Source organism: Phytopseudomonas daroniae (genome assembly GCF_004327275.1).
GTDB lineage: Bacteria > Pseudomonadota > Gammaproteobacteria > Pseudomonadales > Pseudomonadaceae > Aquipseudomonas > Aquipseudomonas daroniae.
This window is the reverse complement of the sequence record NZ_QJUJ01000001.1, coordinates 666,674-683,588: the sequence shown is the minus strand read 5'-3', so window position 1 is coordinate 683,588 and position 16,915 is coordinate 666,674. Positions and strand designations below refer to the sequence as shown.

14 protein-coding genes are annotated in these 16,915 nt (G+C 62.2%); 7 read left to right on the top strand and 7 right to left on the bottom strand.

Features of this window, described 5'->3' with window-relative positions:
- Nucleotides 1–43: 43 nt before the first annotated feature.
- The 3 genes from rluD to clpB all read left to right on the top strand — a co-directional run bounded on the left by rluD (nt 44) and on the right by clpB (nt 4,818).
- Entirely contained in the window at nt 44–1,018 is a 975-nt protein-coding gene (gene rluD, locus DNK10_RS03260) for a 23S rRNA pseudouridine(1911/1915/1917) synthase RluD (RefSeq protein WP_131179544.1), read from the top strand.
- Nucleotides 1,015–1,755: a peptidoglycan editing factor PgeF gene (gene pgeF, locus DNK10_RS03255; RefSeq protein WP_131190556.1), complete on the top strand. Its 741-nt coding sequence runs from the start codon at nt 1,015–1,017 to the stop codon at nt 1,753–1,755. The genes rluD and pgeF overlap by 4 nt, the downstream gene beginning before the upstream one ends.
- Before the next feature lie 498 nt (nt 1,756–2,253).
- A complete protein-coding gene (gene clpB / locus DNK10_RS03250; RefSeq protein ID WP_131190555.1) occupies nt 2,254–4,818 on the top strand; it encodes an ATP-dependent chaperone ClpB in 2,565 nt (854 codons plus the stop codon).
- 331 nt (nt 4,819–5,149) lie between these two features.
- On the opposite strand, the gene DNK10_RS03245 is transcribed toward clpB, so the two are convergent.
- Genes DNK10_RS03245 through DNK10_RS03230 form a run of 4 tightly spaced genes read right to left on the bottom strand, consistent with a single transcriptional unit; the run spans nt 5,150 to nt 8,600 of the window.
- A complete protein-coding gene (locus DNK10_RS03245) occupies nt 5,150–5,779 on the bottom strand; it encodes an ABC-type transport auxiliary lipoprotein family protein (RefSeq protein WP_131190554.1) in 630 nt (209 codons plus the stop codon).
- The gene (locus tag DNK10_RS03240) at nt 5,776–6,693 is read right to left on the bottom strand and encodes an MlaD family protein (RefSeq protein ID WP_131179540.1); all 918 of its coding nucleotides are present in this window, start codon (nt 6,691–6,693) and stop codon (nt 5,776–5,778) included. Before DNK10_RS03240 ends, DNK10_RS03245 begins: the two co-directional genes overlap by 4 nt.
- A complete protein-coding gene (locus DNK10_RS03235; protein WP_131179539.1) occupies nt 6,694–7,473 on the bottom strand; it encodes an ABC transporter ATP-binding protein in 780 nt (259 codons plus the stop codon).
- Nucleotides 7,470–8,600, bottom strand: a complete 1,131-nt coding sequence (locus tag DNK10_RS03230; RefSeq protein ID WP_131190553.1) for an MlaE family ABC transporter permease — start codon at nt 8,598–8,600, stop codon at nt 7,470–7,472. Before DNK10_RS03230 ends, DNK10_RS03235 begins: the two co-directional genes overlap by 4 nt.
- 271 nt (nt 8,601–8,871) lie before the next feature.
- On the opposite strand from DNK10_RS03230, the gene DNK10_RS03225 reads away from it, so the two are divergent.
- The 4 genes from DNK10_RS03225 (at nt 8,872) to DNK10_RS03210 (ending at nt 12,564) form a co-directional block, all read left to right on the top strand.
- Nucleotides 8,872–9,474 carry a nitroreductase family protein gene (locus tag DNK10_RS03225; protein ID WP_131190552.1) on the top strand — a complete coding sequence of 201 codons (603 nt, stop codon included), beginning with the start codon at nt 8,872–8,874 and terminating at the stop codon, nt 9,472–9,474.
- A 498-nt stretch (nt 9,475–9,972) separates the two neighbouring features.
- Nucleotides 9,973–10,395, top strand: a complete 423-nt coding sequence (locus DNK10_RS03220) for an HPF/RaiA family ribosome-associated protein (protein ID WP_131190551.1) — start codon at nt 9,973–9,975, stop codon at nt 10,393–10,395.
- 479 nt (nt 10,396–10,874) lie between these two features.
- Nucleotides 10,875–12,038, top strand: a complete 1,164-nt coding sequence (locus DNK10_RS03215; RefSeq protein ID WP_131179535.1) for an iron-containing alcohol dehydrogenase — start codon at nt 10,875–10,877, stop codon at nt 12,036–12,038.
- 91 nt (nt 12,039–12,129) lie between these two features.
- Nucleotides 12,130–12,564 (top strand): acyl-CoA thioesterase, encoded by a 435-nt coding sequence (locus tag DNK10_RS03210; protein WP_131190550.1) that lies wholly within the window; start codon nt 12,130–12,132, stop codon nt 12,562–12,564.
- A 40-nt stretch (nt 12,565–12,604) separates the two neighbouring features.
- On the opposite strand, the gene DNK10_RS03205 is transcribed toward DNK10_RS03210, so the two are convergent.
- The 3 genes from DNK10_RS03205 to DNK10_RS03195 form a co-directional block, all read right to left on the bottom strand.
- A complete protein-coding gene (locus DNK10_RS03205) occupies nt 12,605–13,039 on the bottom strand; it encodes a glycine zipper domain-containing protein (protein ID WP_131179533.1) in 435 nt (144 codons plus the stop codon).
- 206 nt (nt 13,040–13,245) lie between these two features.
- Nucleotides 13,246–13,965: a TorF family putative porin gene (locus DNK10_RS03200; RefSeq protein ID WP_131190549.1), complete on the bottom strand. Its 720-nt coding sequence runs from the start codon at nt 13,963–13,965 to the stop codon at nt 13,246–13,248.
- A gap of 618 nt (nt 13,966–14,583) precedes the next feature.
- Nucleotides 14,584–16,914: an FdhF/YdeP family oxidoreductase gene (locus DNK10_RS03195; RefSeq protein WP_131190548.1), complete on the bottom strand. Its 2,331-nt coding sequence runs from the start codon at nt 16,912–16,914 to the stop codon at nt 14,584–14,586.
- Nucleotide 16,915: the final 1 nt, after the last annotated feature.

The following is a 16,915-nucleotide window of genomic DNA, read 5'->3' as shown; positions in this document are numbered from 1 at the left end:
CGTGTAGCTGAAACCAAAGGCTATGCCCCCGCCGTTGCCGAGCATGTCATCTATTAATAAGCAGGCCATTCAGTTATCCGCCGAGGTGCCCTACGATCTGGGCGGTCAACGCCTCGACCAAGTCGCCGCCCAGCTGTTCGCCGAGCACTCGCGCTCGCGCCTTTCCGGCTGGATCAAGGAGGGCAATCTGACCGTCGATGGTCAGGTGCTGCGCCCCCGTGACATCGTTCACGGCGGCTCCGTGCTGGCCCTTTCCGCCGAGCAGGAAGCCCAGGGTGAATGGATCGCCCAGGACATCGAGCTCAATATCGTCTACGAGGACGAACAGATTCTGGTGATCGACAAGCCCGCTGGCCTGGTCGTGCATCCGGCTGCCGGGCACGCCGACGGCACCTTGCTCAATGCGCTGCTGCACCACGTGCCGGACATCGTCAACGTGCCGCGGGCCGGCATCGTGCATCGCCTGGACAAGGACACTACCGGCCTGATGGTGGTGGCCAAGACCATCGAAGCGCAGACCCGCCTGGTCGATCAGTTGCAGAAGCGTACGGTCAGCCGTATCTATGAATGCATCGTGATTGGCGTGATCACCGCTGGCGGCAAGATCAATGCCCCCATCGGCCGCAGCTCCTCGCAGCGTCAGCGCATGGCCGTTACCGATGGCGGCAAGCCGGCGGTCAGCCATTACCGCGTGCTCGAACGTTTCCGCTCGCACACCCACACGCGGGTCAAGCTGGAGACCGGGCGCACGCACCAGATCCGTGTGCACATGAGTCACGTCGGCTATCCGCTGGTCGGCGATCCGGTCTATGGCGGGCGCTTCCGCATTCCGCCGGCCGCCAGCCCGACCATGGTGCAGAGCCTCAAGGAGTTTCCGCGTCAGGCCCTGCACGCCCGCTTCCTCGAATTGGATCATCCGATTACCGGTGAGCGTATGAAGTGGCAGTCGCCGTTGCCCGATGATTTCGTCTGGTTGCTGACGCTGCTGCGTCAGGATCGCGAGGCGTTCATCGGATGAGCGACAAGGCCCATGACTGGCTGACACCCCATTGGCCCGCTCCCGAGTGGGTACGTACCTGCGTGACCACTCGCGCCGGTGGTGTGAGTGCGGCGCCCTACGACAGCTTCAACCTCGCCGCGCATGTCGAGGATGACCCGGTGGCTGTTGCCAAGAACCGTCAGCGGCTCCTGAGTCAGCTGGGTTGCCGCCCGGCCTGGCTGCAGCAGGTGCACGGCATCGCCGTCGCTCAGGCTGACCCGGAAAGCGTCATCGAGGCCGATGCCAGTTGGACGGCCACACCGGGCGTTGCCTGTGCGGTGATGACCGCCGACTGCCTGCCCGCGCTGTTCTGCGACCGTACGGGTACCCGTGTGGCGGCAGCTCATGCCGGATGGCGTGGGTTGGCGAACGGCGTGCTGGAGGCCACGCTGGATGCACTGGCCGCGGAGCCCGAGGACACTCTGGTCTGGCTGGGCCCGGCTATCGGCCCACAGACGTTTGAAGTCGGTGCCGAGGTGCGCGAGGCGTTCGTCAGCCAGCATGACCAGGCAGCCAGTGCCTTCATACCCAGCGCCAACGCCGGGCGCTTTATGGCGGATATCTACCAGTTGGCGCGCATCCGTCTGGCCGCACGCGGTATAAACGCAGTGTATGGCGGCGGTTTTTGCACTTTCAGCGATTCGCGCTTCTATTCCTACCGGCGCGCCGCCCAGACCGGCCGCTTCGCCTCGTTGATCTGGCTGGCGGATCGCTAAGGTTTTCGTAGGAGCCCGCAAGCGGGCTCCTACCGATCTGAGGTCTGTTCAGGTCGTAGGATGGGTGAAACCCATCGGCAATTTATGGGTTTCACCCATCCTACGGGCTGTTCACGATTTTTCGATGAGACCCCATGTGCAATGGCTGCTCAAAGGCGGAAGCGGACGCTTACCCCGTAGGGTGGATGACGCTCTTTTCATCCACCATTGCGATCGCTAGGTTGGTGGACGGATCGGGCCGCGTAGGCAAGCGTCGTCCACCCGACCGGCCGCATCCGCCTTTTACCGTCGATCCATAGGGATACGGTTCCTGTTTGCCAAGTACACAGATCGTGAACAGGTTCTGAGGTCTGCTCAGCCATTCGGCGCTGCTTGACCGTGATCAACACCGCCACGCTTGAAACCCGCACAATCGGCCTCATCTATGCTTCATCTCGGCAGGTTTTGATTTCAGGCGCATGCACCGCGCCGGCCTGCCTTTAAAGGAAGGATGACGCCATGCGAATCGACCGTTTGACCAGCAAGTTGCAGCTTGCCCTTTCCGACGCCCAGTCCCTGGCCGTCGGCCACGACCATTCCGCCATCGAGCCGCTGCACCTGATGCAGGCGCTGCTCGACCAGCAGGGCGGCTCCATTCGCCCGCTGCTGATGCAGGTGGGCTTCGATGTGAACAGCCTGCGCCAGGCCCTGAGCAAAGAGCTCGACCACCTGGGCAAGATCCAGAACCCTACCGGCGATGTGAGCCTGTCCCAGGATCTGGCGCGTCTGCTCAATCAGGCCGATCGTCTGTCGCAGCAGAAGGGCGACCAGTTCATCTCCAGCGAACTGGTGCTGCTCGCCGCCATGGACGAGAACACCAAGCTGGGCAAGCTCCTGCTGGGACAGGGCGTGAGCCGCAAGGCCCTGGAGAACGCCGTCGCCAACCTGCGTGGCGGTGATGCGGTGAACGACCCGAATATCGAGGAGTCCCGCCAGGCTCTGGACAAGTACACCGTTGACCTGACCAAGCGTGCCGAAGAGGGCAAGCTCGATCCGGTGATCGGCCGTGACGACGAAATCCGCCGCACCATCCAGGTGCTGCAACGCCGCACCAAGAACAACCCGGTATTGATCGGCGAACCCGGCGTGGGCAAGACGGCCATCGCCGAAGGTCTGGCCCAGCGCATCGTCAACGGTGAGGTGCCCGATGGACTCAAGGACAAGCGCCTGCTGTCCCTGGATATGGGATCGTTGATCGCCGGCGCCAAGTTTCGCGGTGAGTTCGAAGAACGCCTCAAGGCGGTGCTCAACGAGCTGTCCAAGCAGGAAGGCCGCATCATCCTGTTCATCGACGAGCTGCACACCATGGTCGGCGCCGGCAAGGCCGAGGGCGCCATGGACGCCGGCAACATGCTCAAGCCGTCCCTGGCCCGTGGTGAGCTGCACTGCGTTGGCGCCACCACCCTGAATGAGTACCGCCAGTACATCGAGAAGGATGCCGCCCTGGAGCGTCGCTTCCAGAAAGTACTGGTCGATGAACCGAGTGAAGAAGACACCATCGCCATTCTGCGGGGCCTCAAGGAGCGTTACGAGGTGCACCACAAGGTGGCTATCACCGACGGCGCGATCATTGCCGCGGCCAAGCTCAGCCACCGCTACATCACCGATCGTCAATTGCCGGACAAGGCCATCGACCTGATCGACGAAGCGGCCAGCCGTATCCGCATGGAGATCGACTCCAAGCCGGAGGTGCTCGACCGCCTGGATCGCCGTCTGATCCAGCTCAAGGTGGAGGCCCAGGCGCTGAAGAAGGAAGAGGACGAGGCGGCCAAGAAGCGCTTCGTCAAGCTGCAGGAAGACATCGCCAAGCTCGAGAAGGAGTACTCCGACCTCGATGAAATCTGGAAGTCGGAAAAGGCCGAAGTCCAGGGCTCGGCGCAGATCCAGCAGAAGATCGAGCAGTCCCGTACCGAGCTGGAAGCGGCGCGTCGCAAGGGTGATCTGAACCGCATGGCCGAGCTGCAGTACGGTGTGATTCCCGATCTGGAGCGCAGCCTGCAGATGGTCGACCAGCACGGCAAGACCGAAAACCAGTTGCTGCGCAGCAAGGTGACCGAGGAAGAGATTGCCGAGGTCGTCTCCAAATGGACGGGGATTCCGGTGTCGAAGATGCTCGAAGGTGAGCGCGACAAGCTGCTGAAGATGGAAGGGTTGCTGCACCAGCGCGTCATCGGTCAGGACGAGGCCGTGGTCGCGGTGTCCAATGCCGTGCGCCGCTCGCGCGCCGGCTTGGCGGATCCGAATCGGCCCAGCGGCTCGTTCCTGTTCCTCGGCCCGACCGGCGTCGGCAAGACCGAGCTGTGCAAGGCGCTGGCCGAATTCCTCTTCGATACCGAGGACGCACTGGTGCGTATCGACATGTCCGAGTTCATGGAGAAACACTCCGTGGCTCGTCTGATCGGCGCGCCGCCCGGCTACGTCGGTTACGAGGAGGGCGGTTACCTGACCGAGGCGGTGCGCCGCAAACCATACTCGGTGGTGCTCCTGGACGAGGTCGAGAAGGCTCACCCGGATGTCTTCAACGTGCTGCTGCAGGTGCTCGAAGACGGCCGCCTGACCGACAGCCACGGCCGTACCGTGGACTTCAAGAATACGGTGATCGTGATGACCTCCAACCTGGGTTCGGCGCAGATCCAGGAACTGGTCGGTGACCGTGAGGCGCAGCGCGCGGCGGTGATGGATGCGGTGGGCAACCACTTCCGTCCCGAGTTCGTCAACCGTATCGACGAGGTGGTGGTGTTCGAGCCTCTGGCTCGCGAGCAGATCGCCGGCATCGCCCGCATTCAGCTGTCGCGCCTGTTGCAGCGCCTGGCCGAGCGCGAGCTGAGCCTGGAGCTGTCCGACGAGGCGATGGACAAGCTGATCGCCGTTGGTTACGACCCGGTGTACGGTGCACGGCCATTGAAACGGGCGATCCAGCGCTGGATCGAGAACCCGCTGGCGCAGATGATCCTGGCCGGCAAGTTCAACCCGGGCAGCACCGTGACCGGCAAGGTCGAAGGCGAGGAGATCGTCTTCGCCTGACGCCCTGCGGTAGCGGCAAAACAAACGGCCGGTGTGAGCGATCACACCGGCCGTTTCGTTATTGCGATGTAGGTGAGGCGGATCGATAGTTTGTGTTGAGCGATGTGGTGTTGGAAGGCGATAGCCGCCTGTCGTAGGGTGGACGACGCTTCACCTACGCGGCCCGACCCGTCCACCGCTCTGCGATCGCAATGGTGGATGAAAAGAGCGTCGGCTACGCGCCCCGATCCACCCTACGTCTGCTTACGCCTCTTTGCAGCCCGTAGGATGGGTGAAACCCATCAATTGCTGCGCCGCCCGCCCCATCACAGCCGTCATACATTTTCGCTGTTCAAGGCTTGTTGGTATTCGGCGCGTTACGCTGGCCTTGTTCCACCACCCAATCGATCAACTGGCGCGAGAGTTGGTCATTGGCTGCGCCGAATGTCTTCACGACCGATTCCACGGCGGTGTCTCCGGCGATCTGGCGTACCTCGAAACGGCGGCTGGCGAGAATGCGCTGATTACCGGCCTGTACCAGGCGAGCATCGAGCAGGATATGCACTTCCGGTCGGCCGTTGCGGTATTCGCTCTGGAAGGCGCGCAGGTCGCTGCTCAGCTCCAGGTCGGCCTGCAGGCGACTGTCATCGCTGCTGACGGCGCCGACGCGGCCGTCATCGAGAAAGGCGCCGATCAGTCGATCACGAAACAGCGCGGGAGCCCGGTCGCTCCAGCGTGCGCCTTGATACGCGCTGATCAGATCACCTTCCGGTAGTACGGCAATGCGTGGGCTGTCGAGCAGTTGGCTGCTCTGTGGCCGGTTGACCCGTAGCGACCAGTCCTCACGAGGCGCCTCGGTCGCGCGTACCGGCAAGTTGCTGGGCAGCAGATAAACGTTCAACGTTTCACCAGCGGGCAGAATCGAGCAGGCACTGAGCACGCTCGTCAGCAGCAGGGCGCCGAGGGTGGCGAATGCTTTCATGGTTGGAACTCCTTGATGCTGTCGCTGCGCAGCAGGTAGCCGGCGGGATCTTCTTCCAGTCGCCGGGAGAACGAGCGCAGGGAGCCGAGCGTGTCACGCAGTTCATTGATGGCCGGCCCCAGTTCGCCTATGCCTTGCATGCCGCCATCGAGGGCGGCGCGATTGTCCTGCAGCAGTTGTTCGATGTTGTTGCTGGTGCGTTCCAGCGAGGACACCAGGCGCTCGGCGCTGTCCAGGGTGTTCCGGGCGGGGCCGGAGAATAGCTGGTTGGCGTTGTTCATCAGGGCCGCCGCTTCACGCCCGGCGACGCTCATCTGGGCCAGTGCTTCGCGCAGCTCGTCGCGTTGTTCGGAGACGCTGGCGGTGATCTGCTCCAGGTTGCGCAGGGTCTTGGCGATATTCTGGGTGTTCTCGCGGGAGAACATGGCGTTGGCGCGGTCGAGCAGGCGAGTGACGCTGATCATCAGATCTTCGCCGTTGGCCATCAGCCGTGACAGCGGCGAGCGGTCGGCGATGATCACGGGTATGCCACCATTGCTGGCCTTCAGGAACGGGCTTTCGGGTGAGCCGCCGTGCAGCTGGATCACCGCGCCACCGGTGATGTTGGTGATGGTCAGGCGGGCGCGGGTGTCTTCCTTGATCGGCGTGGCGCTGGTGATGCGGATGTTCGCATGCACCTTGCGCGGATCCTGCGGGTCGAGGGTCAGGCTGGTGACGTCGCCAACGCGGATGCCGCTGTACTGCACGGCGCTGCCCTGAGACAAGCCGCTGACCGCTTCGGTGAAGATCACTTCGTAATAATTGAACTGCTTGTCCGCGCTGGACTTGCCCAGCCACAGGGCGAACAGCAGGATGGCGCTGACGATCGCTACCGTGAACATGCCTATCAATACGTGGTGGGCGCGTGGTTCCATTCAACTAATCCTCGCTGAAGCCTGTTCGGCAGCGCGTCCGCGCGGGCCGTGAAAATAGTCGTGAATCCAGGGATCGTCGGTCGCGGCGACCACTTCGAGTTTGTCGGCCACCAACACGCGCTTCTGCGATAGCACCGCCACTCGGTCGCACAGGGTATAGAGCGTATCCAGGTCGTGGGTGACCAGGAAAACGCTGAGATCCAGGGCGTCGCGCAGGGTGCGGATCAACTGATCGAAAGCCGCGGCGCCAATCGGATCGAGGCCTGCCGTCGGCTCATCGAGAAACAGGATGTCCGGCTCCAGCGCCAGGGCGCGGGCCAGGGCCGCACGCTTGATCATGCCGCCGGACAGCTCGGTCGGGTACTTGTCGCCAGCATGATTGGGTAGGCCGACCAGTGCCACCTTGGATTCGGCCAGGCGCTCGGCGCTGGCGCGGTTGAGCCCGGCATGTTCGATCAGTGGCAGGGCGATGTTTTCCAGCACGGTGAGCGAGGAGAACAGCGCGCCACGCTGATAGAGCACGCCGAAGCGCCGTTCCAGTTCGGAGCGGCGTTGCGCCGAAAGCGCCAGCAGGTCTTCGCCGAACACCCGCACCGTGCCCGCGTTGGGTTGGCGCAGGCCGACGATGGTGCGCAGCAGCACGGATTTACCGGTGCCCGAACCGCCCACCACACCGAGTACTTCGCCGCGGTACAGATCCAGATCCAGGTGTTGGTGTACGACCTGCGGGCCGAACTGATTGGTCAGGTCGCGTACCTGGATGATCGCTTCGTCACTCACCAGCCCATCTCCATCAGGAACAGCGCGGCCACGGCGTCCACCACGATCACCACGAAGATCGACTGCACCACGCTGGAAGTGGTGCGCTCACCCACTGATTGTGCGCTGCCGGTGACCTTGAAGCCTTCGAGGCAGCCGATCACGGCGATCAGGAAGGCGAAGATCGGTGCCTTGAGCATGCCCACCAGAAAGTGATTGATCGGGATATTTTCCTGCAGCAGGTTAATGAACATCGCCGACGAGATATCCAGCGTCAGCATGCATACCATGGCACCGCCGACCATGCCGCAGACCATGGCGATGAAGGTCAGCAGCGGCAGGGCGATCAGCATGGCGAACACGCGCGGCAGCACCAGCAGCTCCATGGGGTTTAGGCCCAGGGTGCGGATCGCGTCGATTTCCTCGTTGGCCTTCATCGAGCCGATCTGTGCGGTGAAGGCGCTGGCAGTACGGCCGGCCATGAGAATGGCGGTGAGCAGCACGCCGAACTCACGCAGGAACGAATACGCTACGAGGTCGACGGTATAGATGGTCGCCCCGAAGTCGGCAAGGATGGTCGCGCCGAGGAAGGCCACCACGGCGCCGACCAGAAAGGTCAGCAAGGCGATGATGGGCACCGCATTGAGGCCGACCTGTTCCAGGTGCGAAGCGAACGACGTCAGCCTCCAGCGGCGCGGGTTGAGCAGAATCAGCAGCATGGTGCTGAGCGTAAGACCGACGAAACCCAGCAACCCGACAGCCTTGTGCCAAACGCCTTCTACCACCTCACCGATATGACCGAAAAACTCGCGGTAGGTCGAGTGGCTGGGATGTTCCGGTGCTTGCTGCGCTTCCTGCATGGCCGTGGCGACGGTCTGCAGCAAGGCGCGGCGCTCTTCGCTGAGGTTCGCGCTTGGCAGTAACTGGTTCAGGCGTTCGGTGCCAAGCAACTCCACCAGCAGGCTGGCGCCGGCGGTATCCAGCGCGTTCAGTTCGCTGATATCTGCAGGCAGGTCATCCGTCCGCTCGCGGCTGATCGCGTCTACCTGAGCGAGCAGTGCGCCGTAGTGGGCGAGCGTCCAGTCTCCACCCACCTTCAGCGCAGCGGCTTCGGCAGTGGGTGGGGAGATGTAGGGCGGGTTGGTCATGGTCGACAGCTTAACGCTCGAACGTTCGTATGGAACAGTCGTAATAGAGCCTTGAGGCTACCTTGTAAACACCTGTTGTTGTGGATGAGATTCAGGGCGCGAAGGTAGGCACGGGCTGCAGGTTATGGGTAATCGACTGGCGAAGCTGGGCGGGGGTTCGAATAAATCGTTACAGGCGATGAATCGGATCGCAAAAGCCCGATGGTTTTGCCTCGCTGTGTTGCCTAGCATTGCAGAGCATTTTTTCCATCACCGTTTCCGGAGTTATCCCATGCATATCGATGAAGCCATCCGTAGCCGCCGCGCCATCAAGGGTTACGACGCAGGGTTCACCCTCAGCAGCGAAGAGAAGAACGAGCTGCTGCAGCTGGCGCTGCTCGCCCCGTCAGCGTTCAACCTGCAGCATGTACGGTTGGTCGAAGTCAGTGATCCGGCGCTGCGTCAGCAAATCCGCGAAGCCGGTTGGGGGCAGGCGCAGATGACCGATGCCTCGATGCTCGTGGTGATCTGCGCTCAGGTCGATAGCTGGGAGAAGAACGTCGGCCGAGTGTGGGACGGCGCGCCGGTGGAGGTGCAGCAATACATGGCAGGCGCCATCGACACCTACTACCGCGACAAGCCCCAGGTGCAGCGTGATGAAACCATGCGCAGTTGTGGCCTGATGGCGCAGACCCTGATGCTGGCGGCGCGCGGCAAAGGGCTGGACTCCTGCCCCATGGACGGTTTTGATTTCGACGCAGTGGGCAAGCTGATCAACCTGCCGGAAAACCACGTGATCGGCCTGATGGTCGCCGTTGGCAAGAAAGCCATCGATGCCAAACCGCGTATCGGCAAGCTGCCGTTCGATGAGGTGGTGATCCGCGACCGTTTCTGAAGCGGCCGGTCGATGATCCGCGTTGAACGAAAGGATCAGGCCTTCGGCCCCGGATTACGCCTGCGGCTAATCCAGGCTACGTTCGGGCCACGACCTGTAGGTTGGATCGGGGCGCAGCCTAGCGAAGCGTAATCCGACATTTGGCTGGCACATCCAATACAGCCTGTAGGATGGGTGAAACCCATCAATTGCCGATGGGTTGCACCTGCGCGGCCCGACCCATCCTACGACCTGCCACGATTGTCAGATGTAGGGTGGATGACGCTCTTTTCATCCACCATTGCGATTGCAGAGTGGTGGACGGATCGGGCCGCGTAGGCAAGCGTCGTTCACGCTACGACAGGCCGCTTCCGTCTTATTGCTGTCGATCCATAGGGATACGGGTTCCCAAGTACACAAAGATCATGAACAGGCGCTTATGCTCGAGGGGCAAACAGCAGGAACCTAGTTCCGGCCCATCGTCTCCAAGGTGATAGACCCGTCAAAGCGAGGAATACCATGCAAGTTCAAGTGAACAGCAACCATATCGAAGGTAGTGCGCGGCTCCAGGAATGGGGCGGTGCATCGGTGGCGGATCGACTGGAGCGTTACGAGGAGTTTCTATCGCGGGTGGAAGTACATATCAGCGATGAGAATGGTGGCAAGGGCGGAGCTGACGACAAGCGCTGCCAGATCGAAGCCAGGCCCAAGGGCCATCAGCCGCTTTCGGTCACTCACAAAGCTGAATCGCTGGAGCAGGCTGTGGAAGGCGCTGCCGAGAAGATGCGCCATGCGCTGGAACATCTGGTTGGCAAGCTGGAAATCAAGGCGGTCGGCACCGGGCATCTCGAACAGAAGCTGGACACCAGCGAGCCTGAAAACTCCGATGCCCTGTTGCAGGAAGAATTCCTGGATCGTCAGGAGGCTCTCGGCAGAGAGTGATCTCCTTGCGCGTCTGTTCTGGTGAATAGGCGCGCAGATCTACCTGAAAACACACAAACCGAGCCCTCTGTGCCGTCGTCGATAATGACGATACAGAGGGCTCGATGCGTTTTATGACTACGACCGATTCGATCCGACTTCACCGCCAGGCACGGGATGACTTGCTGATGGTGTGGTTTCCAGCTGCGCGTGTTGTTACGCCAGGTTTCCGTCGATAGCGAACGGGTCGAGATTCCCCCACACGCTGTTTCTGAATGGTTCCGGACGCTATTCACTTAGCTGCTCAGCGAGCGCTTCGGGCACTTGCGTGGAGTCGAGGAACGGCGCCGGGCTTCGGTTTTTCCGGGCAGATGGTGTTTCCCGACCTACTATGAATAGCAGGAGGCCGTTGTCTGGTTGTCGTGATCCGGCAGCCTGATACACAGGGCATGGCTCCACGCGCAACCACCTGCGTGCCATCACAAGAAGAGGAAAGCGTCATGCAGCCATTCAGCTTCGCTACAGCCGCCCATCTCATCTGCGAACCCGGAGCCGTACAACGGCTTGTGCCCTTGTGCACGGCATGGGGGGCGCGCTCAGTCGTGCTGGTGACCGATGCCGGGGTCGCGCGGCTCGATTTCTTCGAAGAGGTGCGGGCCGCCTTTGCGGGCAGCGATGTGGCCTTGCATGTGTTCGACGGTGTGACCGCCGGCGCGCCGGAGAACGTGATAACCAGCGCCGCGCAGTTCGCAAAAAACGTGCAGGCGAATCTGGTCGTAGGCTTCGGTGGCGGCAGTTCGCTGGACGTGGCCAAGCTGGTCGCGCTGTTGGCTCATCCCGATTGTCGGCAGTCGCTCGACGATCTGTATGGTGTCGACAAGGCTGTAGGGCAACGCCTGCCGTTGATCCAGGTGCCGACTACCGCTGGCAGCGGCTCCGAGGTGACGCCCATTGCCGTGGTTACCACGGCGCATTCCACGCGTATCGCGGTGGTCTCGGCTCGCCTGTTGCCGGATCTGGCATTGCTGGACGCGGAGCTGACCCTGCAGTTGCCGGCACCCGTTACCGCGGCCTGCGGCATCCTGGCCATGGGACATGCAGTCGAGGCGTATACCGGGGCTCGGCGCAAGAATCCGCTGTCCGACATGCTCGCCCGGGAAGCCCTGCGACTGCTCGGCGCCAATCTCGACGAAGCGGTACACAACGGCAGCAATCGCGAGGCACGGCAGGCGATGCTGCTGGGCTCCTGCCTCGCCGGGCAGGCGTATGCCAATGCGCCATTGGCGGCCGTGCATGCCCTGGCTTATCCCCTCGGCGGGCATTGTCAGGTACCGCACGGAGTGAGTACGGCGGTGCTGTTGCCGCATGTGCTGGGCTTCAACGCATCCGTCGCCGCGCCGCTCTATGAAGAGCTGGCACCGCTGCTGCTGGGCGAGCGCCTTCGCGGGGGCGATGCCACGGATCACACCGAACAGTTCATCATCGAGTTGGCCGACCTCAGCGAGCGCAGCGGCCTTCCCGCGCGTCTGCGTGATGTGGGCGTCGATCAGGCGCTACTGCCTCGCCTGGCCACGGACGCCATGCTGCATGAACGTCTGCTGACCAATAACCCTCGTGAAATGACCCAGGCCCATGCGTTGGCCATTTACCAGGTCGCCTACTGATCGGCTCGCCAGAGCCCGGTTATCCACGGGTTGTCAGCGTTGATGGAGGCCGGCACCATGCCGGCTTCTCTCTTTGCAAGGTGTCGCCCCCATGCAGCAGCCGCAGCATCTGCGCGAGCACTACCGCCACTTTCAGCCGATCACCACGCGCTGGCATGACAACGACCTGTATGGGCACGTCAACAACGTCACCTACTACAGCTATTTCGACAGCGCGGTGAATACCTACCTGATCGAGGTGGGCGGCCTGGACATCCATCAGGGTGAGGCCGTTGGTTTCGTGGTGAGTTCGAGCTGCGACTACTTTGCGTCGATCGCCTTTCCCGAGCGTATCGAGATCGGTATGCGAGTCGGCAACCTGGGCAATAGCTCGGTGCAGTACGAGCTGGCGGTATTCAAGGAAGGAGAAGAGCAGGCCTGCGCCGCCGGGCGCTTCGTACACGTGTTCGTGGACAGGGCCAGCACCCGGCCGGTTGCTATCCCGGAGATGCTGCGTTTGGCGATGGAGCAGTTGCAGGTGACCTGAAAGACCGAGGGCGCTAAAAAGCGCCCCGGTTGTGTATCGATCAACGATGACGATGCTTGTAATGGCGCTTATGGTGCTTCTTGCCATGGCGATGGCCGTTATCGCGGTAGCGGGATTCATTGCGGTTGCTGTCGGCCATTTCATTGGCCAGTGCCCCGCCCGCAGCGCCACCCAGGCCGGCGCCGATGGTCGAAGCCGTGCCGCCGCCGAACTGGTTGCCAAGCACGGAGCCCGCGGAAGCGCCCAGGCCACCGCCCAGCGCGGCTTCGGTCTTGTTGCGTGAGCTGATGGCGCCGCCGGCTGCACCACCAAGACCCGCACCAATCGCGGCGCCTGTGCTGCCGCCCAGATGCTGGCCGACGATATTACCGAGCGCGCCGCCGACACCACTGCCGATCGCGGTCTTGGTGGTATCGGCGTTGGCCAGGGGAGAAACCAGTGCACTGAAAGCCAATGCGGTAAGGAATGTACGCATTGCGCAACCCTCGAAAAATACCCTTGCGGGCGTAACCATGGCATCGCCACGGATTCAGGCGGTCAGCCGTGCAGTTGCCGGCGACACAAGCTTAGAGCCTGATCTGCAAGGAAATTCCCGAAGGTGCGATTAAAGATACATGAATGAATGTATCTGAATGTGTGTGATGCTGGGCTCGCCCAGGCGGTACGCGTCTGGACATGTATCTAGAACAGCGAGCGGGAGGCCTTGATGGAGAACCAGCCTTCGCACTCGGTGTTATGGCCCGAATACGCCGAGCATGCATCGCCACTCAGGTTGGAGTCTGAATAGGAAAAGTCGAAGTCGATGCCTTTCCAGGGTCGTGACAGGCTCAGCGACCAGTCGTTGAACGAGCTGATCTGCTGGCCATCGCTAACCGTCGCCGGATTGTCGAGCAGGTGATTGCCATAGCGCACCGTCACCGCCATGCCCAAGGCGTTGATACGACCGAAGTCCGCCAGCAGTGTGCTGTTGATCCGCGTCGGGTCGTTGCTCAGGGAAAGACCGAAGCGGCGCGTGTCGTAGGTCAGGCCGGCGTACAGATCCTGGCTGTCGAGGTGGCTGAAGCCGGGATGACTGTAGCGCATGGTGCCGAGTTCGTAGCCGAGCGTATCGGCGAAATGCTGGCGGTAACCGACATAGCTGTTCAGTTCCATGCGACTGCCTGGGCTGATGCCCAGGTTGGGTGCCCATTGGCCGAGGTACCAGCCACTTGGGTGGCTCAGATCCAGCCCGCCGTGAAAGGCGCTGCCACTCTGCGGCTTGACCAGCCCTTGAGCCATGCTACGGCTTGGCGTGGTACCGAGGTTGAGGGCGTAGTCGCCCAGTTCCCGCTCCAGGATCGCCGCCTGGGCATGGATACTCAGCAGAGCCACCCCTAGCAGAGCAGCAGATGGAAAACGCATGGAACTCCCTCCCGTTGCAGGCGAATGACGCCATATGCAGAGCGGCTCTGTTGCGCGGCTCGGCAGGTCATTCACAGGGTGTTGCTCGTCTGGCAGAAGCCCGAAGGGCCACATCGTGGCTTGGGCAGGCAAAGCTACGCGCTTCGATTGAGCACTTGGCTCGGCACGTTAACTGACGCGGGTGACGGCAAAGGGACATCAGTAGGCGTTTTTGCGGACATGCCTGGCAGATTCCGACGAACTGCAATCCGTAGGGGGGCTAGGTGCCGCCCCTCGAACGCATGAACGATCCACTCTACGTGGCACCGTAAACCTACCATGGGCGCAACATCGGTGAATTACGCGTCGCTGATGGGCGGTCGAGATGCGCGATTTCCTGGGTATCGTCGCTGCGCTCCTCGACCCAGGCTACGGGTTGCCGATCCGTAAATCCGTAGGGCGTATTAGCCGAAGGCGTAATCCGCCGCAAGAAAGCGGCATCATCGCGTTCCCAAACAGCAGAACACCCCGTACGAGACGAGGTGTTCAGGCATATCGCATATCAGCGGATACAGCGGGTGCGCGGTAACCGACGGATTACGCTTCGCTCCCCAATCCATCACAGGTGCGTGTGCGCCTTTATGCCACCGACAGAATGCGCGCCGTCTCCTGGGCGGCGTGCAGACGGATGGCCACGAACTTGGACGTCGGCGTATGGCTGCCCAGCCCCACGCTTTCCAGCGGCACCAGCGGGTTGGCTTCCGGGTAGTAGGCCGCCGCCTGGCCCGCAGGAATGTCGAACGCCAGCAGCGTGAAGCCTACGACCTTGCGCTCGATACCGTCGTCCCACAGAGAGGTGATGTCGACTTTTTGCCCAGGCTTGTAGCCCAGGCGAGTGATGTCGGCCTCGTTGACGAAGAGTACGTCACGTTGGCCGCGGACGCCGCGGTAGCGGTCGTCGAGGCCATAGATGGTGGTGTTGTACTGATCGTGGGAGCGCATGGTCTGCAGGATCAGATCCGGCGTCTGGCCGCTGTTGCGCACCTGTGCGGGCATCAGATCGGCGAGCAGGGCGTTGGGTTTGAAGTTGGCCTTGCCGGTGGTGGTTTTCCACTGGCGGGCACCGGCCGAGTTGCCCAGATAGAAACCGCCCGGATGCTGCACGCGGGTGTTGAAATCCTGGAAGCCGGGGATGGTGTCGGCGATCAGCTCACGGATGCGGTCGTAGTCGGCGATCATGGCATCCCAGTCCACCGGGTGGTTGCCCAGGGTGGCCTTGGCGATGCCGGCGACGATCGCAGGCTCCGAGCGCATTTCCCTAGACAGCGGCTCCAGTTGGCCATTGGAGGCGTGGATCATGCTGAACGAGTCTTCCACGGTCACCGCCTGCGGGCCGGTGGCCTGGTGGTCGATATCGGTACGACCCAGGCACGGCAGGATCAGCGCATCGGTACCTGTGGTCAGGTGACTGCGGTTGAGTTTGGTGCTGATTTGCACGGTCAACTCGCATTTCTGCAGCGCCAGATGGGTGCGCGGGCTGTCCGGCGTCGCCTGGGCGAAGTTGCCTCCGAGGGCGATGAATACCTTGGCCTGACCGTCGACCATCGCGTTGATCGCTTCAACGGTGTTGTGACCGTTATCGCGCGGCACCTTGAACTGGAAGCGCTTCTCTATATTGTCGAGCAGCACCACTGGCGGGCGATCGTTGATGCCCATGGTGCGGTCACCCTGCACATTGCTGTGGCCACGTACCGGGCACAGACCCGCGCCGGGGCGGCCGAGGTTGCCGCGCAGCAGTTGCAGGTTGACGATTTCCTGGATGGTCGCCACCGAGTGCAGGTGTTGGGTGATGCCCATCGCCCAGCACATGATCACTTTCTCGGCGCGGCGATACATCAGCGCAGCCTGCTCGATGTCCGCGAGGGATAGGCCGGACTGCTCGACCAGCGAGTCCCATGAGGTTTCATCGAGCACTGCCAGGTAGGCGTCGACGCCATCGGTATGTTCGGCGATGAAGGCATGGTCGAACACCGGCTTGTCGCCCTTGGCGACCGCCTCGCGCTCCCATTGCAGCAGGAACTTGGCGATGCCACGCAGTGCCGCCATATCGCCGCCCAGCGCAGGGCGGAAGAAGGCGGTATTGAGCGGTTCTGAGCCGTTGGTGAGCATTTCCAGAGCATGTTGCGGGTGCTGGAAACGCTCCAGGCCACGCTCCTTCAATGGGTTGAAGGCCACCACCTGGGCGCCACGCTTCACTGCTTCACGCAGTGGTTCGAGCATGCGCGGGTGGTTGGTGCCCGGGTTCTGGCCGAGCACGAAAATGGCATCGGCGTGCTCGAAGTCAGCGAAAGTCACGCTGCCCTTGCCGATGCCGACGCTCTGGATCAGCGCGACGCCGCTGGCCTCGTGGCACATGTTCGAGCAGTCGGGAAAGTTGTTGGTGCCGAACGCGCGGACGAACAGCTGATAAAGGAAGGCTGCCTCGTTGCTGGCCCGCCCCGAGGTATAGAACTCGGCCTGGTTGGGGGTGTCGAGGTTTTTCAGGTGCTTGGCGATCAGGCTGAAAGCGTCGTCCCAGGACGTGGGCACATAGCGGTCGGTGGCTGCGTCGTAACGCATCGGCTCGGTCAGGCGGCCCTGATACTCGAGCCAGTAGTCGCTTTGCTCACGCAGTTGGCTGACGGTGTACTTGGCGAAGAATTTTGCGTCGACACGACGCTTGGTCGCTTCCCAGTTGACCGCCTTGGCGCCGTTCTCGCAGAACTTGATGCGGCCGTCTTCCGGGGAATCGCCCCAGGCACAGCCGGGGCAGTCGAAGCCACCGTTCTGGTTGGTCTTGAGCAGCGCGCGCAGGTTCTTGAACGGCTGTTTGCTGTCCAGCCAGAACTGGGTGACGCTGATCAGCGCGCCCCAACCAGCGGCAGCGCCTTTGTAGGGTTTGTAACGCGGGTTAACGGGTTGCAGGCTCATG

Coding starts and splice junctions, on each gene's coding strand:
- rluD (WP_131179544.1), top strand. CDS start 44: ATGTCATCTATTAATAAGCAGGCCATTCAGTTATCCGCCGAGGTGCCC.
- pgeF (WP_131190556.1), top strand. CDS start 1,015: ATGAGCGACAAGGCCCATGACTGGCTGACACCCCATTGGCCCGCTCCC.
- clpB (WP_131190555.1), top strand. CDS start 2,254: ATGCGAATCGACCGTTTGACCAGCAAGTTGCAGCTTGCCCTTTCCGAC.
- DNK10_RS03245 (WP_131190554.1), bottom strand. CDS start 5,779: ATGAAAGCATTCGCCACCCTCGGCGCCCTGCTGCTGACGAGCGTGCTC.
- DNK10_RS03240 (WP_131179540.1), bottom strand. CDS start 6,693: ATGGAACCACGCGCCCACCACGTATTGATAGGCATGTTCACGGTAGCG.
- DNK10_RS03230 (WP_131190553.1), bottom strand. CDS start 8,600: ATGACCAACCCGCCCTACATCTCCCCACCCACTGCCGAAGCCGCTGCG.
- DNK10_RS03225 (WP_131190552.1), top strand. CDS start 8,872: ATGCATATCGATGAAGCCATCCGTAGCCGCCGCGCCATCAAGGGTTAC.
- DNK10_RS03220 (WP_131190551.1), top strand. CDS start 9,973: ATGCAAGTTCAAGTGAACAGCAACCATATCGAAGGTAGTGCGCGGCTC.
- DNK10_RS03215 (WP_131179535.1), top strand. CDS start 10,875: ATGCAGCCATTCAGCTTCGCTACAGCCGCCCATCTCATCTGCGAACCC.
- DNK10_RS03210 (WP_131190550.1), top strand. CDS start 12,130: ATGCAGCAGCCGCAGCATCTGCGCGAGCACTACCGCCACTTTCAGCCG.
- DNK10_RS03205 (WP_131179533.1), bottom strand. CDS start 13,039: ATGCGTACATTCCTTACCGCATTGGCTTTCAGTGCACTGGTTTCTCCC.
- DNK10_RS03200 (WP_131190549.1), bottom strand. CDS start 13,965: ATGCGTTTTCCATCTGCTGCTCTGCTAGGGGTGGCTCTGCTGAGTATC.
- DNK10_RS03195 (WP_131190548.1), bottom strand. CDS start 16,914: ATGAGCCTGCAACCCGTTAACCCGCGTTACAAACCCTACAAAGGCGCT.